Consider the following 17,681-nt stretch of genomic DNA (forward strand, 5'->3'; position numbering starts at 1 on the left):
CCACCCACCCACTCAGTGGTACAGATGAGTCTGCGAACGCTCAGGCTCCAAGGCGCAGCGCCTCCGCGGTGACCGGGTCGATCTGCTGCGCGCGGATGGGGTGTCCGCTCGTGGACAAGCAGCGTCCGGTGTTCAGATCCCACTTCCAGTCGTGCATGCTGCAGGTGAGCACGCCGTCCTCGTCGACCTTGCCGGTCCTGGTGAGGTCCGCACGCAGGTGCGGGCAGCGGCGCTGCACGACCCAGCCGCCGACCTCGGCGTCCTCGGTCTGATCGGTCTGCTCCTGGTACCAGTTCTCGACGTACTCGATCCGGTCGTTCGACAGGCACTTCAGGAACGTCGTGAGGAACTCGTTGAACTTTCCGCTGCGGCCCACGCTGAACTGCATGGACAGGAAGATCGAGTTGGACCAGTCGATCTCGTGGTCGCGGATGTTGGTCGAGACGAGGTCGGCGGGGATCGTGTACCAGTAGATGCACTCCTCCCCCGCGTACTCGCGCACCTTCGCCCGCGGGAAGTCCACGACCATGTCGAGGTCGCCGATCCGGAAGCGCACATTGCCGCCGACGCCGAGCCGGATCGTGCGGGACTTCTTCAGCAGCGGCTCCCACCACTCCTTGATCGCCTGCAGGATCTCGGCGGCTGGCAGAGCGGGGGCACGAGACGCCTCCTCGTCGCGGAGCTCCTGCTGGCGCGAGGCCCGCTGCTCCTCCAGGTAGTCCCACTTCTCGTCGAAGATGTGCGCGAGCTCGGCGTCCGTGTAGAGCGTCTGCTCGCTGGTGACCTGTCCGCCGTCGACCGTCACCACGGTGCCGGGCACGAACAGGCGGCCGTCGTACTGCGGCGCCTGCTCCTGCATGTGCGCCAGGAACTGCTTCTGATCGGTGAAGATCGAATCGCCCTCCCGGCCGACGCCGTTGTAGCGGAACAGCTCGTCGCGCAGGAACATCGGCGGGCCGGCCATCGGGAAGACGTGCGGAGCGTCGACCTTCTCGATGTAATACATCGCCCGCTTGTTCTGCGCCTCCCGCTTGAGCTTCGCGAAGTTCTGCTTGGCGTCCTGCGGCAGGTCGTAGACCATGGGCCACCAGATCGCCCCGGAGACCTGCGTGAAGTACGCGTCCGGCGTGCCGAAGTGCAGGAGCGTGTCGAGGTCGAGCGGGTGCGAGTCGTTCTGGTTCAGCACGGATCCGGTGCCGTCATCGACGCTCAGCGAGGAGTCTCCGATCGGGCCGTCGCTGGGTGCGCGCAGCGGGGTGATCATGATCTTCAGCGCCCCGCGCTGGATGATCTCGCCTGCGGGTGCGTAGGTGATGTTCGTGTAGCCGAGCGCGCGCAGATCCTGCTCGAGGTCGTCGGTCGGGTACTCCGGCAGCAGCACCTCGATGTCCTTGCGGATGTAGCGCTCGAGCAGTCGCGGGTCGAAGTGGTCGCGGTGCCGGTGCGAGACGTACAGGAAGTCCGCCTCGCGTCCGAAGCGCTCCCAGTCGAGGCCGCGGTTGTCGGGGAACGGGAACCAGGATCCGAAGAATGAGGGACCGAGGACGGGGTCGCAGATGATCGAGCCGCCCTTCGTCTCGATGAACATCCCGGCGTGGCCGAGTCCCGTGATCCGCATGCGTGTTCCTCCCGTGTGGACCCGTCGATTCTACCGGGGCCGCCGGGAACGGCTCCGGACGACGCGGGGCTCAGGCCAGCAGTTCGCGGATGTCCTGGGCGGTGAGCGTCTGTGCGAACAGGTCCTCGTCGTCGAGCACGGCCGACGCGAGACGCGCCTTGCGCTCCTGCAGCGCGAGCACCTTCTCCTCGATCGTGCCCTCGGCGATCATCCGGTACACGAAGACGCGGTTCCGCTGCCCGATCCGGTGCGCACGATCCGCGGCCTGCGCCTCCGCCGCGGGGTTCCACCACGGATCGAGCAGGAACACGTAATCGGCCTCGGTGAGCGTCAGACCCGTTCCGCCCGCCTTCAAGCTGAGCAGGAAAGCGTCCTGCTCCCCCTCACGGAACTCCTGCACGACCCGATCCCGGTGACGCGTCGATCCGTCCAGGTAGGACACCCGCAGCCCCGCACGGCGGAGGCGCTCGGCGGCGAGGGTCAGGAACGAGGTGAACTGGCTGAACACGAGCGCACGGTGCCCCTCCGCCCGCAGTTCCAGGAGTCGCTCGACGAGCTCCTCCACCTTCCGCGAGGCGATGCCGGCGTCCTCCGGGTCGATGAGCCCCGGCGCGAGACTCAGCATGCGCAGCATGGTGAGCGAGCGGAACACGATGAAGCGGTGGCGATCGAGATCGGGCAGCAGCCCCAGGATCTTCTGCCGTTCGCGCTGCAGCACGGTGTCGTAGCGCAGCCGGTGCGCGGGACCCAGCTCGATCCGGAGCACCTGCTCCTGACGCTCGGGCAGCTCCGGTGCCACGAGCTCCTTCGTGCGCCGGATCAGGAACGGGCGGATCCGCCTGCGCAGCAGGTCGATCCTGCCCTGCCGGTAGGGCGCGCCCTCGGCGTTCTCGGGGACCTTGCCCTGCTCGACCGGCTGGATGAAATCCTCCCGGAAGCGCCGCGCCGAGGGGAAGAGCCCCGGGCATGTCAGTGCCAGGATCGCCCACAGCTCGGCGAGGCCGTTCTCCAGCGGCGTGCCGGTCGCCGCGTATACCGCCGTCGCGTCCAGCGCCGCCACCGCCTGGTGCAGCCGGGTGGCGGGGTTCTTGACGTGCTGGGCCTCATCGAGGATCACCCCGGGCCAGTGCCGACCGGCGAACGCGCCGGCGTCCAGGCGCAGCACGGCGTAGGTGGTCAGCACGAGGTCGGCGCCGGCGATGTGGTCGCTCAGCTGGACGCCGTGCGCAACCCTCGTGCGATCGGCGACGGCGACACGCAGCCCGGGCGCGAACCGCGCCGCCTCACGCTGCCACACCGGCAGCACCGAGGTGGGCGCCACGACCAGCCACGGGGCGTCGCCGCCCGCTTCACGGGCGTGCGCGACGAGGGCGAGCAGCTGCAGGGTCTTGCCGAGTCCCATGTCGTCGGCGAGGATCCCGCCGAGGCGGTGCTGCCACAGTCGTGCCAGCCGGGTGAAGCCCTCGCGCTGATAGGGACGCAGTTCCGCGCTGATCCCGGCGGGCACCGGGACCGGATCCGACATCGGATCGGCAGGCAGATCCTGCACCGCGGCCCGCCAGGTGCGCGCAGGGAGCGCCTCGTCGGCGAGATCCTCGAAGTCCTCCCAGAGCGTGAGATGCGCGCGGGAGATGCGGGGACCGGTCTCCCACTCGGCGAGGTCCGCGGCCTCGTCGAGCAGCTCCTTCAGCCGGTCGAACGCGGGGTGGCGCAGCGAGAACCAGGTGTTGTCGACCATGCGCAGCTTGGTGCTGTGCAGCGCGAGGGCCTCGAACAGCGGCTTGAACGGAATGCTGCGCCCCTCGATGCGGACGATCACGCCGAGGTCGAACCAGTCCGGATCCGAGCTCTCCACCGTGTTCACGGTGATCGCCGGATCTCCGGTGAGCTCGTGATAGGCGCGGGGCGTTCCGGTGGTGTGAACGGCGATGCCTCGCTCTTCGAGCATCGGCACGAACGCGGACACGAATTCCGCCGCATCGGCATCGCGAAGCGCACCGGTCAGCGCGAACGGCAGACCGGTGATCTCGGTCCACGCGGCGACGGCGGCGGGACGCTGCTCCGCCTCCAGAGCGGGTTCGCGGATCGCCGACGCGCCGGGGTTCTCGTCCAGGGGGAACCGCCCGTATCCCGGGTAGTCCCAGCACAGGTCGTACGCGACGACATCCGCAGGGCGGAAGTCGAGCACGAGCATCGGCACGGGGCGCGGCGGATCCGGCATCGACACGCCCGCTCCCGCGCGGATCTCGGCTCCACGGCGCAGGAGCGGGTACGCCTCACGGAAGAAGGCGGCCCGGTCGACGGGCGCGACGGTCACGGCGGACGGCGCGGTGAGCAGGGCCCGCACGCTCGGGGTGAGTGCCACCGGCGCCAGCACCAGCTCGATCTCTGCGCCCTGCACCCGGTGGGCGTACACGCCGCCGTCGCCGATCGGATGCACCGATCCGCCCGTGAACGCCTCGCCCGAGATCGAGGCCTCGGCCGCCACGCCGAGTCCGCCGCCGCGCTCGGCGCGGATGTCGACGGCGATCCGGATGTCATCGGACCAGCGCAGGCGAGTGTCCCGCTCCGTCGGCACGAGGTCGATCCCGCGGGACGCCGCCCCCTGGAGGTGCGGCCAGAGCAGCGGCGATGCCACCGGATCCAGCAGCAGCCAGTCACCCGCGGTCCCGGACAGCAGCGAGTCCCGCGAGATGCTCAGCAGGTCGGCGAACCAGCGGGACTGATCCGGCAGATAGCGCGGGCCGGGGCGGCGCACCGCGTCCCAGCCCGCATCGCCCTGGATCCACGAGTCGCCGGCATCGTTGCGCCGGAGCGGGCGCACCGCGAGGAACAGCTCCCCCGGGTCTTTCACGAGATCGCGGGCCGTCGCCGTGCGCAGTGGCCGATTGCCCCAGTGCCGGGCGTCGGCCCGGTCTCTGCGGCGCAGCTCCACACCGAGTGCGAGCGGAACGCCGCCGACGCTGCGCGCCGGCAGCAGCACGCGCCAGTCGTCGGGTTCAGCGGGGGTCATGATGATCCATCCTCCCCCAGACCCCCGACACGACCAGTGCAATCACGCACGAGAGCGCAGGGTCCGGGAGGTCGGGCGCGCAGGCTCGGGACTGGCGGGGCTCGCGCAGCGAGCCGGGACCGCGCGCCCGACCTCCCGGACCCGGAGCGTTCCTACGACAGGTTCAGGCGGTACGGGCGACGCGCGCCAGCACGCCGTGCACGAACGCACCGGAGTCGTCGGTGGAGAACTCCTTGGCGAGCTCCACGGCCTCATCGATCGCGACGGCCGTGGGCACCTCGTCGTTGTGCAGGATCTCCCACACGCCGATGCGGAGCAGAGCGCGGTCCACGGCCGGCATGCGGTCGAGCTTCCAGTCGCGGCTGTGCGTCGTGATCTGCTCGTCGATGTCGTCGTGATGATCGATGATGCCGTCGACGATCTCACGGGCGTACAGCCAGGATCCTTCGCGTGCGGGTTCGGAGACCGCGCGTCTGGCCTCGGCCGCGAGCGTCACGGCGAGGTCGTCTCCGCGCACGTCCGCGGAGAACAGGATGTCGAGGGCGCGCTTGCGCGCCTTTGTCCGGGCTCCCACGCGTCAGTCGTTGATGCGGCCGAGGTAGCCGCCCGTGCGGGTGTCGACCTTGACCTTGGTGCCGGTCTCGAGGAACAGCGGCACCTGGATCTCGTAGCCGGTCTCGAGCGTGGCGGGCTTGGTGCCCGCGGAGGAGCGGTCGCCCTGCAGGCCGGGCTCGGTGTAGGTGACCTCGAGCACGACGGAGGCCGGGAGTTCGATGTAGAGGGGGTTGCTGTTGTTCAGCGCGATCTGCACCTGCTGGTTCTCCAGCATGAAGTTCTTCGCGTCGCCGACGGTCGCCGCGCTCACCGTGATCTGGTCGTAGTCCTCGACGTCCATGAAGACGAAGCCGTCGCCGTCGGTGTACAGGTAGGTGAAGTCACGGCGGTCGACGTTCTCGATCTCGATCTTCGCGCCGGCGTTGTAGGTGCGGTCCACGACCTTGCCGCTGACGACGTTCTTCAGCTTCGTGCGGACGAACGCGCCGCCCTTGCCGGGCTTGACGTGCTGGAACTCGATGACGTTCCAGAGCTGCCCGTCGATCGAGAGGACGACGCCGTTCTTGATGTCTGCGGTGGATGCCATGGGTCTGAGAAGTCCGTTCCTGAGGGTCGTGGCCGAGTGGCCGACGTCCAATCTTACGGGATGCCCTCTGAGTGGGCCTGCGAAGACCTCCCGAGGGCGGCCGTCGTGCAGCGGCGGGCTCAGCCGTCCGCCTGGCCTTCGAGCAGGGCGATCAGGCGGCGCACGGCCGTGGCGTAGCCGTCCACGCCCTCCCCCACGACGTGCACGGCGGCGACGTCGGTGAGGTAGGAGAAGTGCCGGAACTCCTCGCGGGCGTACACATCGGAGATGTGCACCTCGGCGAACGGCAGCGCCACGCCGGTGAGCGCGTCGCGCAGCGCCACGGACGTGTGGGTGTAGGCGCCGGCGTTGACGACGATCCCCCCGCAGTCCTCGCGCGCGTCGTGGATCGCATCGAGCAGCACGCCCTCGTGGTTGCTCTGCACGGCGCGGGTCTCGTAGCCGTACGCGGCTGCGGCGTCGGCGGCGATCCGTTCCACATCGGCGAGCGTGGCGGATCCGTAGATCCCGGGCTCGCGGACGCCCAGCAGGTTGAGGTTCGGACCGTTCAGGAGCAGGAGGCGGCGCGGCGTGGTCACGCCCTCACGGTATCAGCGCGCGGCGGGGATGAGCGGGCGCGCCATCACGTACTCGCGCCCGTTCTCCTGCTCGGTGATCTGACCGGTGCGGACGAAGCCACAGCGTTCGTAGGCGGCCTGAGCCCGGGCGTTGTCCACATGCACCTCGAGGACCAGCTCGGTGAAGCCGCGTTCGGCGGACCACGTCGCGCACTCATCGAAGAGGGCCTCGATCGCACCCTCCCCGCGGTGCTGCTCGGCCACGAACACGCCCACCACGAGCGCGGAATCGGTCGCGTCGCGATGCCCGAGCACTGTCGCCGTGCCGCACCACTCGTCGTCCTCCGCGACCGCGACGAACTGGGCCGCCGTGTCCCCGTCAGCGGCGTTCGCGGCGCGCGCCTGCCAGAACTCGTCGGGCTGTGCCGAGGCGTTCTCAAAGGTGTCCAGGAACGCGATCGCGGCCACCGGATCCTGCAACGCGTGCAGGCGCAGGTCGCGGACGCGGATCCACTCGTCCGCGCGGATCCGGCGCACCTGGGCGATCACTCACCGACCTCCTGGTAAGCGGCGAACAGCAGAGACTCGTCCGGCGCCTGCAGCACGGTGGGCTTGGCGATCGCATCCAGGACGATGAAGCGCAGCATGCCGCCGCGGCTCTTCTTGTCGCGCTGCATCGTGGCGAGCAGCGTCGGCCAGGCGCCCACGCGATAGGACGTCGGCAGCCCCAGCGACTCCAGGATCGTGCGGTGCCGGTTGGCGTCGGCGTCGGACAGGCGCCCCGCCAGACGCGACAGCTCGGCGGCGAACAGCATCCCGACGGAGACCGCGGCGCCGTGCCGCCAGCGGTAGCGCTCGGCGTGCTCGATCGCGTGACCGAGGGTGTGACCGTAATTGAGGATCTCGCGCTGCCCGGCCTCGCGGAAGTCCTCTGAGACGACCTGCGCCTTCATCCCGATCGCGAGTTCCACGGTGCGGCGGAACTCCGGCGTGAGCGGATCGACCGCACGCGCGGGATCGGCCTCGACGATGTCGAGGATCTCCGGCGCCCAGATGAACCCGGCCTTGACGACCTCCGCGAAGCCGGCGGTTGCCTCGTTGCTGCTCAGACTGGACAGTTCGTCCAGGTCGCCGATCACCGCGCGCGGAGCCCAGAAGGCGCCGACCAGGTTCTTGCCCTCGTTCGTGTTGATGCCGGTCTTGCCGCCGACCGCCGCATCGACCAGGCCCAGGACCGTGGTCGGGACCTGGATCACCTGCACACCGCGCAGCCAGGTCGCCGCGACGAAGCCCGCGAGGTCGGTGACGGCACCTCCGCCGTAGCCGACCACGGCGTCGGTGCGGGTGAAGTCCGCCTGCCCCATGACCTGCCAGCAGAACGCGGCGACCTCCATGCGCTTGCCCTGCTCGGCATCCGGGATCTCGGCGAGCAGGACCTCCCGCGGCCCGTCCGCCGTGTCGGCCAGGATCCGCTCCCGCAGCTGCGCGGCACGGTCGCCCAGCGTGGGCGGGTGCACGACGAGCACCTTGCGCACGGACGGCGCAAGCGCCGCGGAGACCCGGTCCAGGATGTCGCGCCCGACGGTGATGTCGTACGGCGTGCTCCCCGTCACCGGGATCGTGGTCACCGCGTCGTTCTGTTGCGTGCTCATGCTCGTCCTCTCAGCCATTCCGCGATCTGCTGCGCCACGCGGCTCATCGGCACCCGGGAGGTGTCGAAGGTCGCATCGGCGATCTCCTCGTACAGGGGGCGGCGCTCCGCGAAGATCCTCGTCCAGCGGACGAGCGGATCCTCCTCGCCGGAGAGCAGCGGTCGGGCCGTGCCGGTGATCCGTGACGCGACCGCTTCGGGGGTCACGGTCAGCAGCACCACGGGGACGGTCCGCAGCAGCTCCCTGGTGTCCGCGGCGAGCACGGCTCCCCCGCCGAGCGAGATCACACCTCCCCCGTCGAGCGCCTCGACGACCGCCTCGCCCTCCCAGATGCGGAACTGCTCCTCGCCGTGCTCCGCGAAGATCGCGGGGATCGGGCCGTGCGCGTGCACGATCGTCTTGTCGGTGTCGACGAAGCGCAGTCCGGTGGATCTGGCCACCCGCCGCCCGATGCTGGTCTTGCCCGCCCCCATGGGACCGGCGAGCACCAGCGTCCGCGCGTGCGCCGGGTCAGCCGAGTTCATCGTGCAGGATCAGCGCGGCCTCGGAGGCCGGCGTGGTGCGCAGCTCTTCCGGGATCGCGGCGAGGTACGCCTCGAGGTTGCGGCGGGTCTCGGCGACGTTGTCTCCGCCGAACTTCTCCAGCACCGAGTTCGCCAGCTCGATCGCGACCATCGCCTCGGCGACGACGCCCGCCGCGGGCACCGCGCACACGTCCGAGCGCTGGTGGTGCGCGGTGGCCTGCTCGCCCGAGGCGACATCGACCGTGCGCAGCGCGTGCGGAATGGTGGCGATCGGCTTCATGCCGGCGCGCACGCGCAGCACCGTGCCGGTGGACATGCCGCCCTCGGTCCCGCCGGCGCGGTCCGAGCCGCGGGCGATCCCGTCGCCGGTCGCGAACAGCTCGTCGTGGGCCGCGGATCCGCGCCGCCTTGTCGTCTCGAAGCCGTCGCCGACCTCGACGCCTTTGATCGCCTGGATCCCCATCAGAGCGTAGGCGAGGCGGGCATCGAGCCGTCGATCCCCGTGCACGTGCGAGCCCAGCCCCGGCGGCAGCCCGTAGGCAAGCACCTCGACGATGCCGCCCAGGGTGTCGCCGTCCTTGCGGGCGTCGTCGACCTCGGCGACCATCCGCTCACTCGTGGCGGGGTCGAAGCAGCGCAGCGGATCCGCGTCCAGGACATCGACGTCGTCGGGCGTCGGCAGCGCGGATCCCTCCGGCACCCGGACGGGACCGATCGAGAGGGTGTGGCTCACGAGCCGGATGCCGAGCTCGCCGAGGAACGCCCGGGCGACCGCGCCGAGGGCGACGCGGGCTGCGGTCTCGCGGGCGCTCGCGCGCTCCAGGATCGGGCGGGCCTCGTCGAAGCCGTACTTCTGCATGCCGACGAGGTCGGCGTGGCCGGGGCGCGGGCGGGTCAGCGCGGCGCTGCGGCCGCGGGACTTCTCCGTCAGCTCGACGGGCTCGGCGCTCATGACCTCGATCCACTTCGGCCACTCGGTGTTGCCGATGCGCATCGCGATCGGGCTGCCCAGGGAGAAGCCGTGCCGGACGCCGCCGGAGATCGTGAGCTCGTCCTGCTCGAACTTCATCCGCGAGCCGCGGCCGTAGCCGAGCTTCCGGCGCTGCAGATCGGACTGGATCGCCTCGCGGGAGAGCGGGACGCCCGCAGGCAGACCCTCCATGACGGCAATGAGTTCGGGGCCGTGCGATTCGCCGGCCGTGAGCACGCGGAGCATGCCTCTAGTCTCCCATGCGCTCGGCCAGGGCCGTGCGCATGACCGCGAGGATCCCGGGCTCGTCCGGAAGCTCACGATCCGGGGAGCCGTCGCGGAAGATCCGGATCTGCCGCACGGCCTGATGCAGCAGCATCTCGAGTCCGCTGATCACCGGCGCGTCCGACTGCGCCGTCCAGGTCTGCACGAGCGCGGTCGGCCAGGGCGCGTAGGCGGCGGAGAACAGCGCGCCGCCCTGACGTGCCAGGGCTACCGCGACGGCGTCCGCCAGCGCGACCGTTCCCGGCAGCGTCGACACCGTGAGGTCGACGGGCGCGGGCCGGAGCGCGCCGTCCAGGATCGCGGGGGTCGCGCGCAGACCGATCCGCTCCGCGAACCCGACGAGATGGTCGGCCTGTGCGGCCCTCCGCGTCACGATCTCGACGTCGGCGACGCCGAGCCGGAGCAGGGACACCAGCGCGGAGCGCGCCGTCGCGCCGCCGCCGAGGATCCGCGCCCTGCGCGATGAGCCCAGTCCCGCCTCGAGGAGGGCCGACGCGAGACCGCCGACATCGGTGTTGAACCCGCGCGTCTGCGCTCCGAGCAGCAGCGTGTTCACGGCGCCCGTGAGGCGGGCGTCGTCATCGAGGATCTCGGCGCGGTCGAACGCACGCTCCTTCAGCGGCATCGTGAGCGAGAGCCCGCGCCAGGTGGGATCCAAGCCCGCCACGGCGTCGTCGAACTCTGCCGCGTCGACCTGGCGTCGGTCGTACTCCCAGTCCAGCCCGAGCACGCGATAGGCGGCGCGGTGCAGTGCGGGAGAGCGGCTGTGTCCGATCGGGTCTCCCCACACCGCCAGCCGGAACGGCTCCGCCGCCGCGTCGATGGCCACGGCCGTCAGCACCCGGAGTCGGGGTGCGCCTTGCACCAGGTCTGCCACTGGGCCACGGCCGCCTCGTGCTCGGCGTACGTGGTGGAGAACACGGTCTCGCCGGTGTCGAGGTTCACGGTCACGAAGTACAGCCACGGCCCTGCGGCGGGGTGCATCGCGGCGTCGATCGCCTTGTCGCCCGGATTGGCGATGGGCGTCTTCGGCAGTCCGTCGATCACGTACGTGTTCCACGGGTTGTCGTCGTTCTGGGCCTGGTCGGACGTGCTGACGCTGCCGCTGTGCAGCTCGCCGTATCCGTACTGCGCGGTGGAGTCCATCTGCAGCTTCATGCCCTGGTCGAGCCGGTTCGCGATCACCCGTGACACCTTGTAGAAGTCGGCCTCCGCCCGCGCCTCGCGCTGCACGATCGACGCGATCGTGAGGATCCGCTCCTCGTCGGCCGCGGGGACCCCGGCCGCCGCCAGCGAGTCCCTGGTGCGCTTGACCAGGGTCGAGACGATGTCCTTCGCCGTCGCGCCGGGCGGGAACTCGTACAGCGCCGGGAACAGCCAGCCTTCCAGCGACGGCGCGGTCACGCCGTAGTCCGCCGGGTTCTGCACGGCGGCCTGCAGGTCGGCGAGTGGCACATCGACGCTCTTCGCGATCTTCGCGATCGTGTCGGTGACCGTGTAGCCCTCCGGGATCAGCGCCGAGTTCTCCATCTTGTTCTTGGGATCGTTCAGCGCCCTGAGCGCCGCGGCGGCCGTCATCTTGGTCTGCAGCCGGTACACCCCGGGATAGAAAGTGCTGGCGGTGCCGTCTTTGACCAGCATCGTGTAGAACACGTCCTGGGTCTTGGTCACACCGGCTTGGTAGAGCGCGTCGGAGACCTGCTTGCCGGTGTCGCCCTTGTTGATGGTGACGAGCGCCTGGCCGGTCGCCTGGCCGGCCTCGAAGTCCTTCGACGGCCCCCATCCCATGGTCTCGCTGATCTGCGCGCCGTAGGTGTTCCACACCCAGAGTCCCCCGGCGGCGATGCCTCCGATCAGCACGAAGACGATGATCAGCGCAGTCAGGCAGCCCCGCCGGCGACGTCCGGGCTTCGCCGGCACGGAATGATCGCGCTCGTGGTGGAACAGCGCGGCCAGAGTGGAGTGCACGTCGTCATGGTGCTCGGGGCCGGCGCCCGCGGCCCCCTTCGTCGGCAGCTCGCGCGTCGCCGTCTCGGCAGGGGCCGCAGGTGCGGTCGTCTCGGCCTGCTGCCCGGCTTCACGCGCCGCGCGACGGGATCCGGGCACCGGCGCCGGCTGCGTCGGGCGCGGTACCTGCACCTGAGGGTCCGGCAGCGCCCCGAACAGGTCGGGTGTGTTCTCGGGCGTGGCGGCCGATCCTTCTCGGTCGGACATGTCAGAGGCTCTCCTCGTCGAGGATCAGGGCGGATCCCGCCGGGGCGCCGGTGTTCTTCTCGGTGTCGATGGCGTGCTGCAGCAGCACGACGGCCGCGGCCTGGTCGACGACCCCGCGGGAATCGCGCTGGCTGCGCCCGGAGGCGCGTAACGCCTGGTGCGCGGTGACGGTGCTGAGGCGTTCGTCGATCATCCGGATCGGCACGGACGACGCGGCGCCGAGGGCGCGCGCGAAGTCGCGGGCATCCACGGTCGATGGCGTGTCCTCGCCTCGCATGTTGATCGGCAGGCCGACCAGGATCTCCAGCGGCTCGTATTCGCCGATGAGCTGGGCGATCCTCGCCACGGAGCCGTCATCGCGTGCGACCGTCTCCACCGGTACGGCGAGCATCCCGTCCGGGTCGCTGCGCGCCACCCCGATCCGCGCTCGGCCGACATCGATCCCGAGCCGTACACCTCGCCGGAAGCCGGTCACGCGCGGAGCAGCTCCTGCTCGATCGCCGCGAACGCCGCCGGCAGCGCCGAGGCGTCCGATCCGCCGCCCTGAGCCACGTCATCACGGCCGCCGCCGCCGCCGCCGAGCACGCCGGCCGCGATCTTCGCCAGCGCGCCGGCCTTGGCGCCGGCCGCGCGCGCCGTGTCGTTCGTCGCGATGACGACCATCGGACGCCCGTTCGCCACCCCGGAGACCGCGGCGACGACGGGCGTGCCGCCGAACGTGTCGCGCACGCCGGTGGCGATCTCACGGACCTCGTCCGCGCTGCCGACCGCGCCCAGGTCGTGGCCGACGAACTGCAGCGCGCCGAGCGTCGTGGCGGTCTGGGCGATGGCCGGCACCCGGCCCGCGCGCGCCGCCGCCTCGAACTGGGCGATCCGCTTCTCCGCGGCCTTGAGCTGCGCGGCGAGATCGGCGACGCGCTCGGTGAGCTGGTCCCGCGGTGTCTTCAACGCGGAGGTGAGCTGCGAGACGAGGGCGCGCTCGGCGGCGAACTCGCGGAAGGCGTCCTGCCCGACCAGCGCCTCGACACGGCGGTTCGACGCTCCCACGGACGATTCGCCGACCAGGTTGATCAGGCCGACCTCGGCGCTCGTGGAGACATGGGTGCCCGCGCACAGCTCGCGCGACCACGGGCCGCCGATGTCCACCATGCGCACGGTCGCGCCGTACTTCTCGCCGAACAGCGCCATCGCGCCCGCGGCCTTCGCGTCGTCGAGCGACATGATCTTCGTGGTGACCTCGAGACCGTCCTGCACGGCGCGGTTCGCGATCTCCTCGATCTCGGTCCGCGTCTCTGCCGACAGCGCCTGCCCCCAGGAGAAGTCGAAGCGCAGGTATCCCGCGCGGTTCAGGGATCCGGCCTGGGTCGCGGTCTTGCCCAGCGTGTCGCGGAGCGCCGCGTGCACGAGGTGGGTGGCGGAGTGCGCCTGCCGGGCGGCGCGGCGGTTGGCCGCGTCCACGCTGGTCGTCGCCGGGGCGTCGACGGACACCACGCCGGTGGTGACCTCGACGGTGTGGCTGATGAGACCCGGGACCGGGCGCTGCACATCCAGGACCTCGAGCGAGTAGCCGGGCCCGGTGATCACGCCCTTGTCGGCGACCTGGCCGCCGGATTCCGCATACAGGGTGGTCTCGGCGAGCACGACCTCGGCCACCTGTCCCTCGACGGCGCTGGCGGCGGGGCGGCCGTCGATCAGGATGCCGAGCACCGTGGACGACGCCTCCAGCTCGTCATAGCCGAGGAAGGCGGTCTCGCCGAGCGCACGCAGGTCACGGTAGACGGACACGTCGGCGAGCTGGCGCTTGCGGCTGCGGGCATCGGCCTTCGCGCGGGTGCGCTGCTCGAGCATGAGGCTGTCGAACGCCGCGCGGTCGACGTTGAGGCCGGCCTCCTCCGCGATCTCCAGGGTGAGGTCGATCGGGAAGCCGTACGTGTCGTGCAGCAGGAACGCCTCCGAGCCCTTCAGCGTCTCGGATCCCGCCTTCTTCGTCTCGTCGAGTGCGAGATCGAGGATCGTGGATCCCGCGACCAGCGTGCGACGGAAGGTCTCTTCCTCGGCGTAGGCCGCGGAGGACAGCTGCGCCCAGTCCTGCTCCAGCACTGGATACGCCATCTTCATCGCGTCCTTGGACGCGGCGAACAGTTCGGGGAAGACCGGCTCGTCCACGCCGAGCAGCCGCATGGAACGGACGCTGCGGCGCATCAGGCGGCGCAGGATGTAGCCGCGGCCCTCGTTGGAGGGACGCACGCCGTCGGACAGGAGCATCAGCGAGGAGCGCACGTGGTCGGCCACCACGCGGAAGCGCACGTCGTCCTCATGCACGGCGCCGTAGCGACGGCCGGAGAGCTCGACCGCACGATCGAGCACCGGCCGCACCTGGTCGGTCTCATACATGTTCTCGACGCCCTGCTTGAGGAAGGCCACGCGTTCCAGGCCCATCCCGGTGTCGATGTTCTTCATCGGCAGCTCGCCCACGATGTCGAACTCGGTCTTGCCGCGCACGTTCTCGATGAAGTCCTGCATGAACACGAGGTTCCAGATCTCCAGGAACCGGGTGTCATCGACGGCGGGTCCGCCATCCTTGCCGTAGGAGGGGCCGCGGTCGAAGAAGATCTCCGAGTCGGGGCCGCCGGGGCCCGGCTGACCGGTGTTCCAGTAGTTGTCCGCACGACCGAGACGCTGGATGCGCTCCGGCTTCAGCCCGATCACGTCGCGCCAGATCGACTCGGCCTCGTCGTCGGTCTCGAAGACCGTGACCCAGAGGTCCTTCTCATCGAAGCCGAGGCCGCCGTCGCTCTCGGCGCTGGTGAGCAGCTCCCAGGCGTAGCGGATCGCGCCCTCTTTGAAGTAGTCGCCGAAGGACCAGTTGCCCATCATCTGGAAGAAGGTGCCGTGCCGCGCCGTCTTGCCGACCTCTTCGATGTCGTTGGTGCGGATGCACTTCTGCACGTCCGCGATGCGCGGGTGCGGGGCGGGGACCACGCCGGTGAGGTACGGGATGAACGGCACCATGCCGGCCACGGTGAACAGCAGCGTGGGGTCGTCGCTGACCAGCGATGCCGAGGGGACGATCACGTGATCGTTCTTCTCGAAGAAGCTCAGGTAGCGCTGCGCGATCTCCGCGGTCTTCATGCTCGCTCGGGGGTCCTTGCTGTACGGCGCGCCGCAGCGCGAGGGGTCGGTTCGGAGAGAGGTCCGCGTCAGTCCGCGGTGATGTCGTGGGTCAGGCGGGCCTCCTGCGCGCGGAACGCGTCGCCGAGGATGCCGGTGAACTCGTTGATGCGGTTGTCGACCTCGGCGAGGAGGTCATGGCCGCGGGGGTCCTTGTTCATGAAGTGCGCGGCCACGAAACCGCCGATCACACCGATCAGGAACCATGCCAGGCTCTTCATGCCACCACCTCCGCATCAGGGCCGCACGACGCGACGTGTCCCATCGTATGCGCAAACACGAAGGAGGCGCCGGGGATAACCCCGACGCCTCCTCGGTGTGTTCGCTCAGTGAGCTGAACGCGATCCGCTGGACTCAGCGAGCCGCGTAGTACTCGACGACCAGCTGCACGTCGCAGGTCACGGGGACCTCGACGCGCTTCGGACGACGCACCAGACGTGCCTGCAGCTTGTCGAGCTCGACCTCGAGGTAAGCCGGAACGTTGGGGAGCACCTCGGCGTGACCGCCGGCTGCCGCCACCTGGAAGGGCTCGAGGCCCTCGCTCTTGGGCTTGACGTGGATGAGCTGACCCGGCTTCACGCGGAAGGACGGGCGGTCGACGAGCTGACCGTCGACGAGGATGTGACGGTGCACGACGAGCTGACGGGCCTGCGCGGTGGTACGCGCGAAGCCCGAGCGCACCACGAGCGCGTCCAGACGCATCTCAAGCTGCTCGACGAGGTTCTCACCCGTCATGCCGTCCTTGCGACGGGCCTCGTTGAACTGGATGACCAGCTGCTTCTCGCGGATGCCGTACTGCTCGCGCAGGCGCTGCTTCTCACGCAGACGGACGGCGTAGTCGCTGTCCTGCTTGCGCTTGGTGCGGCCGTGCTCGCCGGGAGCGTACGGGCGCTTCTCGAGGTACTTGGCCGCCTTCGGGGTGAGGGCGATGCCGAGTGCGCGGGACAGGCGGACCTTGCGGCGGTCCTGGGACTTCGTGACCACGAAGTGTTCCTTCCATGACGCGGCCGTGTCGGTCACGGCTCGCGGACGTATCGTCTCGATTCCGCCCCTCACGAACGCACGCCGGGGCGGACGGAAGGGTGTTGCAGGAGTGGAGAGATGCTCGAAAACTCTGTTTCGAGCCGGTCCATGCTATCAGACCGGCCCTGAGCGTCCGTCCCGGACTCCGCGGGCGTGCGAGCCCGGCGATCAGTCCCCCAGGATCCGCCGGATCCGCTCCAGCCGTGCCTGCACGTCGCGCTCTGCGCCGAGCGCCTTGGGCTGGTAGTAATGACGCCCGCGCAGCTCATCGGGGAGGTACTGCTGCGGCACGATCCCGGCGTCGCTGTCGTGCGGATACCGGTAGCCCTTCCCGTGGCCGAGCCGCTTCGCGCCGGGATAGTGGGCGTCACGCAGATGCACCGGCACCCGGCCGAACCCGCCCGCGCGCACGTCGGCGATCGCCGCGTCGATCGCCATATAGGCCGCGTTCGACTTGGCCGTCGTGGCGAGATATACCGTGGCCTCGGCGAGCGGGATGCGTCCCTCCGGCATGCCGATGAAGGCGACCGCGTCGGCGGCGGCGACGGCGATCACGAGGGCGTGCGGGTCGGCGAGGCCGATGTCCTCCGCGGCGGAGATCACGAGCCGGCGCGCGATGAAACGCGGATCCTCCCCCGCCTCGATCATCCGCGCGAGGTAGTGCACGGCGGCGTCGACGTCGGATCCGCGGATCGATTTGATGAAGGCGCTGATCACGTCGTAGTGCTCGTCGCCCTGCCGGTCGTAGCGCAGCAGCGCGCGGTCCACGGCCTGGGCCACGTCGTCGTCGGTGATCACGGGGGACGACGCGTCGTCCGCGACGCGATCCGGCGACGCGGCGACGGTGGCCGCCGCCTCGAGCCCGGTGAGGGCGCGGCGTGCGTCGCCGGAGGCAAGACGGATCAGCGCAGCCCTCGCGCTGTCCGCCACCGTGACGGCGCCGTTCAGCCCTCGCGCGTCGCCCACGGCCCGGTCGATGAGCAGCCCGATGTCGTCGTCCGTGAGCGCCTGCAGAGTGAGCAGGAGCGAGCGGGACAGCAGCGGCGAGATCACGGAGAAGGAGGGGTTCTCCGTGGTCGCCGCGATCAGGATCACCCAGCCGTTCTCCACGCCGGGCAGCAGCGCATCCTGCTGCGCCTTCGTGAAGCGGTGGATCTCGTCGAGGAACAGAATCGTGGTCTGGCCGTAAAGATCGCGCTGCGTGAGCGCCTCCTGCATCACCTCCCTGACGTCCTTCACCCCGGCCGTGACGGCGGAGAGCTCCACGAAGCGCCGGCCGGAGGAACGCGCGATCGCCTGCGCCAGGGTCGTCTTGCCCGTGCCGGGCGGACCCCAGAGGATCATGGACACGCTCGCGGCGGTCTTCGCCTCCGGATCCGCAAGGGTCACGATGGGAGATCCGGGGCGGAGCAGATGCTGCTGCCCGGCGACCTCGCCGAGCGAGATCGGTCGCATCCGCACCGCCAGCGGCGTCTGGCCGGACATCAGCGGGGACGCGGGACTCATGCGCACC

16 protein-coding genes are annotated in these 17,681 nt (G+C 70.3%); all 16 read right to left on the reverse strand.

Translation table 11 applies throughout. The features are described 5' to 3' along the window. Positions 1-40 precede the first annotated feature (40 nt). A complete protein-coding gene (locus tag ABD882_RS06025; protein ID WP_345185318.1) occupies positions 41-1,618 on the reverse strand; it encodes a Rieske 2Fe-2S domain-containing protein in 1,578 nt (525 codons plus the stop codon). 70 nt (positions 1,619-1,688) lie between these two features. Further along, on the reverse strand, positions 1,689-4,631 hold the full coding sequence (locus ABD882_RS06030; RefSeq protein WP_345185320.1) for a DEAD/DEAH box helicase: 2,943 nt from the start codon (positions 4,629-4,631) through the stop codon (positions 1,689-1,691). 163 nt (positions 4,632-4,794) lie between these two features. After that, positions 4,795-5,205 carry a transcription antitermination factor NusB gene (gene nusB, locus ABD882_RS06035; protein WP_345185321.1) on the reverse strand — a complete coding sequence of 137 codons (411 nt, stop codon included), beginning with the start codon at positions 5,203-5,205 and terminating at the stop codon, positions 4,795-4,797. Positions 5,206-5,208: 3 nt separating this feature from the next. After that, on the reverse strand, positions 5,209-5,772 hold the full coding sequence (efp, locus tag ABD882_RS06040; RefSeq protein ID WP_345185323.1) for an elongation factor P: 564 nt from the start codon (positions 5,770-5,772) through the stop codon (positions 5,209-5,211). A gap of 119 nt (positions 5,773-5,891) precedes the next feature. Next, complete coding sequence (aroQ, locus tag ABD882_RS06045; protein ID WP_345185325.1) at positions 5,892-6,350, reverse strand: type II 3-dehydroquinate dehydratase; 459 nt, start codon at positions 6,348-6,350, stop codon at positions 5,892-5,894. Positions 6,351-6,362: 12 nt separating this feature from the next. Next, the gene (locus ABD882_RS06050) at positions 6,363-6,878 is read right to left on the reverse strand and encodes a GNAT family N-acetyltransferase (protein ID WP_345185326.1); all 516 of its coding nucleotides are present in this window, start codon (positions 6,876-6,878) and stop codon (positions 6,363-6,365) included. After that, complete coding sequence (gene aroB / locus ABD882_RS06055; protein WP_345185327.1) at positions 6,875-7,981, reverse strand: 3-dehydroquinate synthase; 1,107 nt, start codon at positions 7,979-7,981, stop codon at positions 6,875-6,877. Before aroB ends, ABD882_RS06050 begins: the two co-directional genes overlap by 4 nt. Then, the gene (locus tag ABD882_RS06060) at positions 7,978-8,505 is read right to left on the reverse strand and encodes a shikimate kinase (protein WP_345185328.1); all 528 of its coding nucleotides are present in this window, start codon (positions 8,503-8,505) and stop codon (positions 7,978-7,980) included. The genes aroB and ABD882_RS06060 overlap by 4 nt, the downstream gene beginning before the upstream one ends. Beyond that, entirely contained in the window at positions 8,492-9,721 is a 1,230-nt protein-coding gene (gene aroC, locus ABD882_RS06065; protein WP_345185329.1) for a chorismate synthase, read from the reverse strand. Before aroC ends, ABD882_RS06060 begins: the two co-directional genes overlap by 14 nt. Before the next feature lie 4 nt (positions 9,722-9,725). After that, positions 9,726-10,625 carry a shikimate dehydrogenase family protein gene (locus ABD882_RS06070; protein WP_345185330.1) on the reverse strand — a complete coding sequence of 300 codons (900 nt, stop codon included), beginning with the start codon at positions 10,623-10,625 and terminating at the stop codon, positions 9,726-9,728. Next, on the reverse strand, positions 10,595-11,974 hold the full coding sequence (gene mltG / locus ABD882_RS06075; protein ID WP_345185331.1) for an endolytic transglycosylase MltG: 1,380 nt from the start codon (positions 11,972-11,974) through the stop codon (positions 10,595-10,597). Before mltG ends, ABD882_RS06070 begins: the two co-directional genes overlap by 31 nt. Before the next feature lies 1 nt (position 11,975). Continuing rightward, positions 11,976-12,449: a Holliday junction resolvase RuvX gene (ruvX, locus tag ABD882_RS06080; protein ID WP_345185332.1), complete on the reverse strand. Its 474-nt coding sequence runs from the start codon at positions 12,447-12,449 to the stop codon at positions 11,976-11,978. After that, a complete protein-coding gene (alaS, locus tag ABD882_RS06085) occupies positions 12,446-15,106 on the reverse strand; it encodes an alanine--tRNA ligase (protein ID WP_345185334.1) in 2,661 nt (886 codons plus the stop codon). The genes ruvX and alaS overlap by 4 nt, the downstream gene beginning before the upstream one ends. 68 nt (positions 15,107-15,174) lie before the next feature. Continuing rightward, positions 15,175-15,366 carry a hypothetical protein gene (locus ABD882_RS06090; RefSeq protein ID WP_345185335.1) on the reverse strand — a complete coding sequence of 64 codons (192 nt, stop codon included), beginning with the start codon at positions 15,364-15,366 and terminating at the stop codon, positions 15,175-15,177. Between the two features lie 133 nt (positions 15,367-15,499). Beyond that, positions 15,500-16,129, reverse strand: coding sequence for a 30S ribosomal protein S4 (gene rpsD, locus ABD882_RS06095; RefSeq protein ID WP_345185337.1), 630 nt, complete (start codon positions 16,127-16,129; stop codon positions 15,500-15,502). Positions 16,130-16,336: 207 nt separating this feature from the next. After that, positions 16,337-17,674, reverse strand: a complete 1,338-nt coding sequence (locus tag ABD882_RS06100; protein WP_345185338.1) for a replication-associated recombination protein A — start codon at positions 17,672-17,674, stop codon at positions 16,337-16,339. Positions 17,675-17,681 lie beyond the last annotated feature (7 nt).

Source organism: Microbacterium panaciterrae (genome assembly GCF_039541635.1).
GTDB lineage: Bacteria > Actinomycetota > Actinomycetes > Actinomycetales > Microbacteriaceae > Microbacterium > Microbacterium panaciterrae.

Coding starts and splice junctions, on each gene's coding strand:
- alaS (WP_345185334.1), bottom strand. CDS start 15,106: ATGAAGACCGCGGAGATCGCGCAGCGCTACCTGAGCTTCTTCGAGAAG.
- mltG (WP_345185331.1), bottom strand. CDS start 11,974: ATGTCCGACCGAGAAGGATCGGCCGCCACGCCCGAGAACACACCCGAC.
- aroC (WP_345185329.1), bottom strand. CDS start 9,721: ATGCTCCGCGTGCTCACGGCCGGCGAATCGCACGGCCCCGAACTCATT.
- ABD882_RS06100 (WP_345185338.1), bottom strand. CDS start 17,674: ATGAGTCCCGCGTCCCCGCTGATGTCCGGCCAGACGCCGCTGGCGGTG.
- ABD882_RS06060 (WP_345185328.1), bottom strand. CDS start 8,505: ATGAACTCGGCTGACCCGGCGCACGCGCGGACGCTGGTGCTCGCCGGT.
- ABD882_RS06030 (WP_345185320.1), bottom strand. CDS start 4,631: ATGACCCCCGCTGAACCCGACGACTGGCGCGTGCTGCTGCCGGCGCGC.
- aroB (WP_345185327.1), bottom strand. CDS start 7,981: ATGAGCACGCAACAGAACGACGCGGTGACCACGATCCCGGTGACGGGG.
- ABD882_RS06025 (WP_345185318.1), bottom strand. CDS start 1,618: ATGCGGATCACGGGACTCGGCCACGCCGGGATGTTCATCGAGACGAAG.
- efp (WP_345185323.1), bottom strand. CDS start 5,772: ATGGCATCCACCGCAGACATCAAGAACGGCGTCGTCCTCTCGATCGAC.
- ABD882_RS06090 (WP_345185335.1), bottom strand. CDS start 15,366: ATGAAGAGCCTGGCATGGTTCCTGATCGGTGTGATCGGCGGTTTCGTG.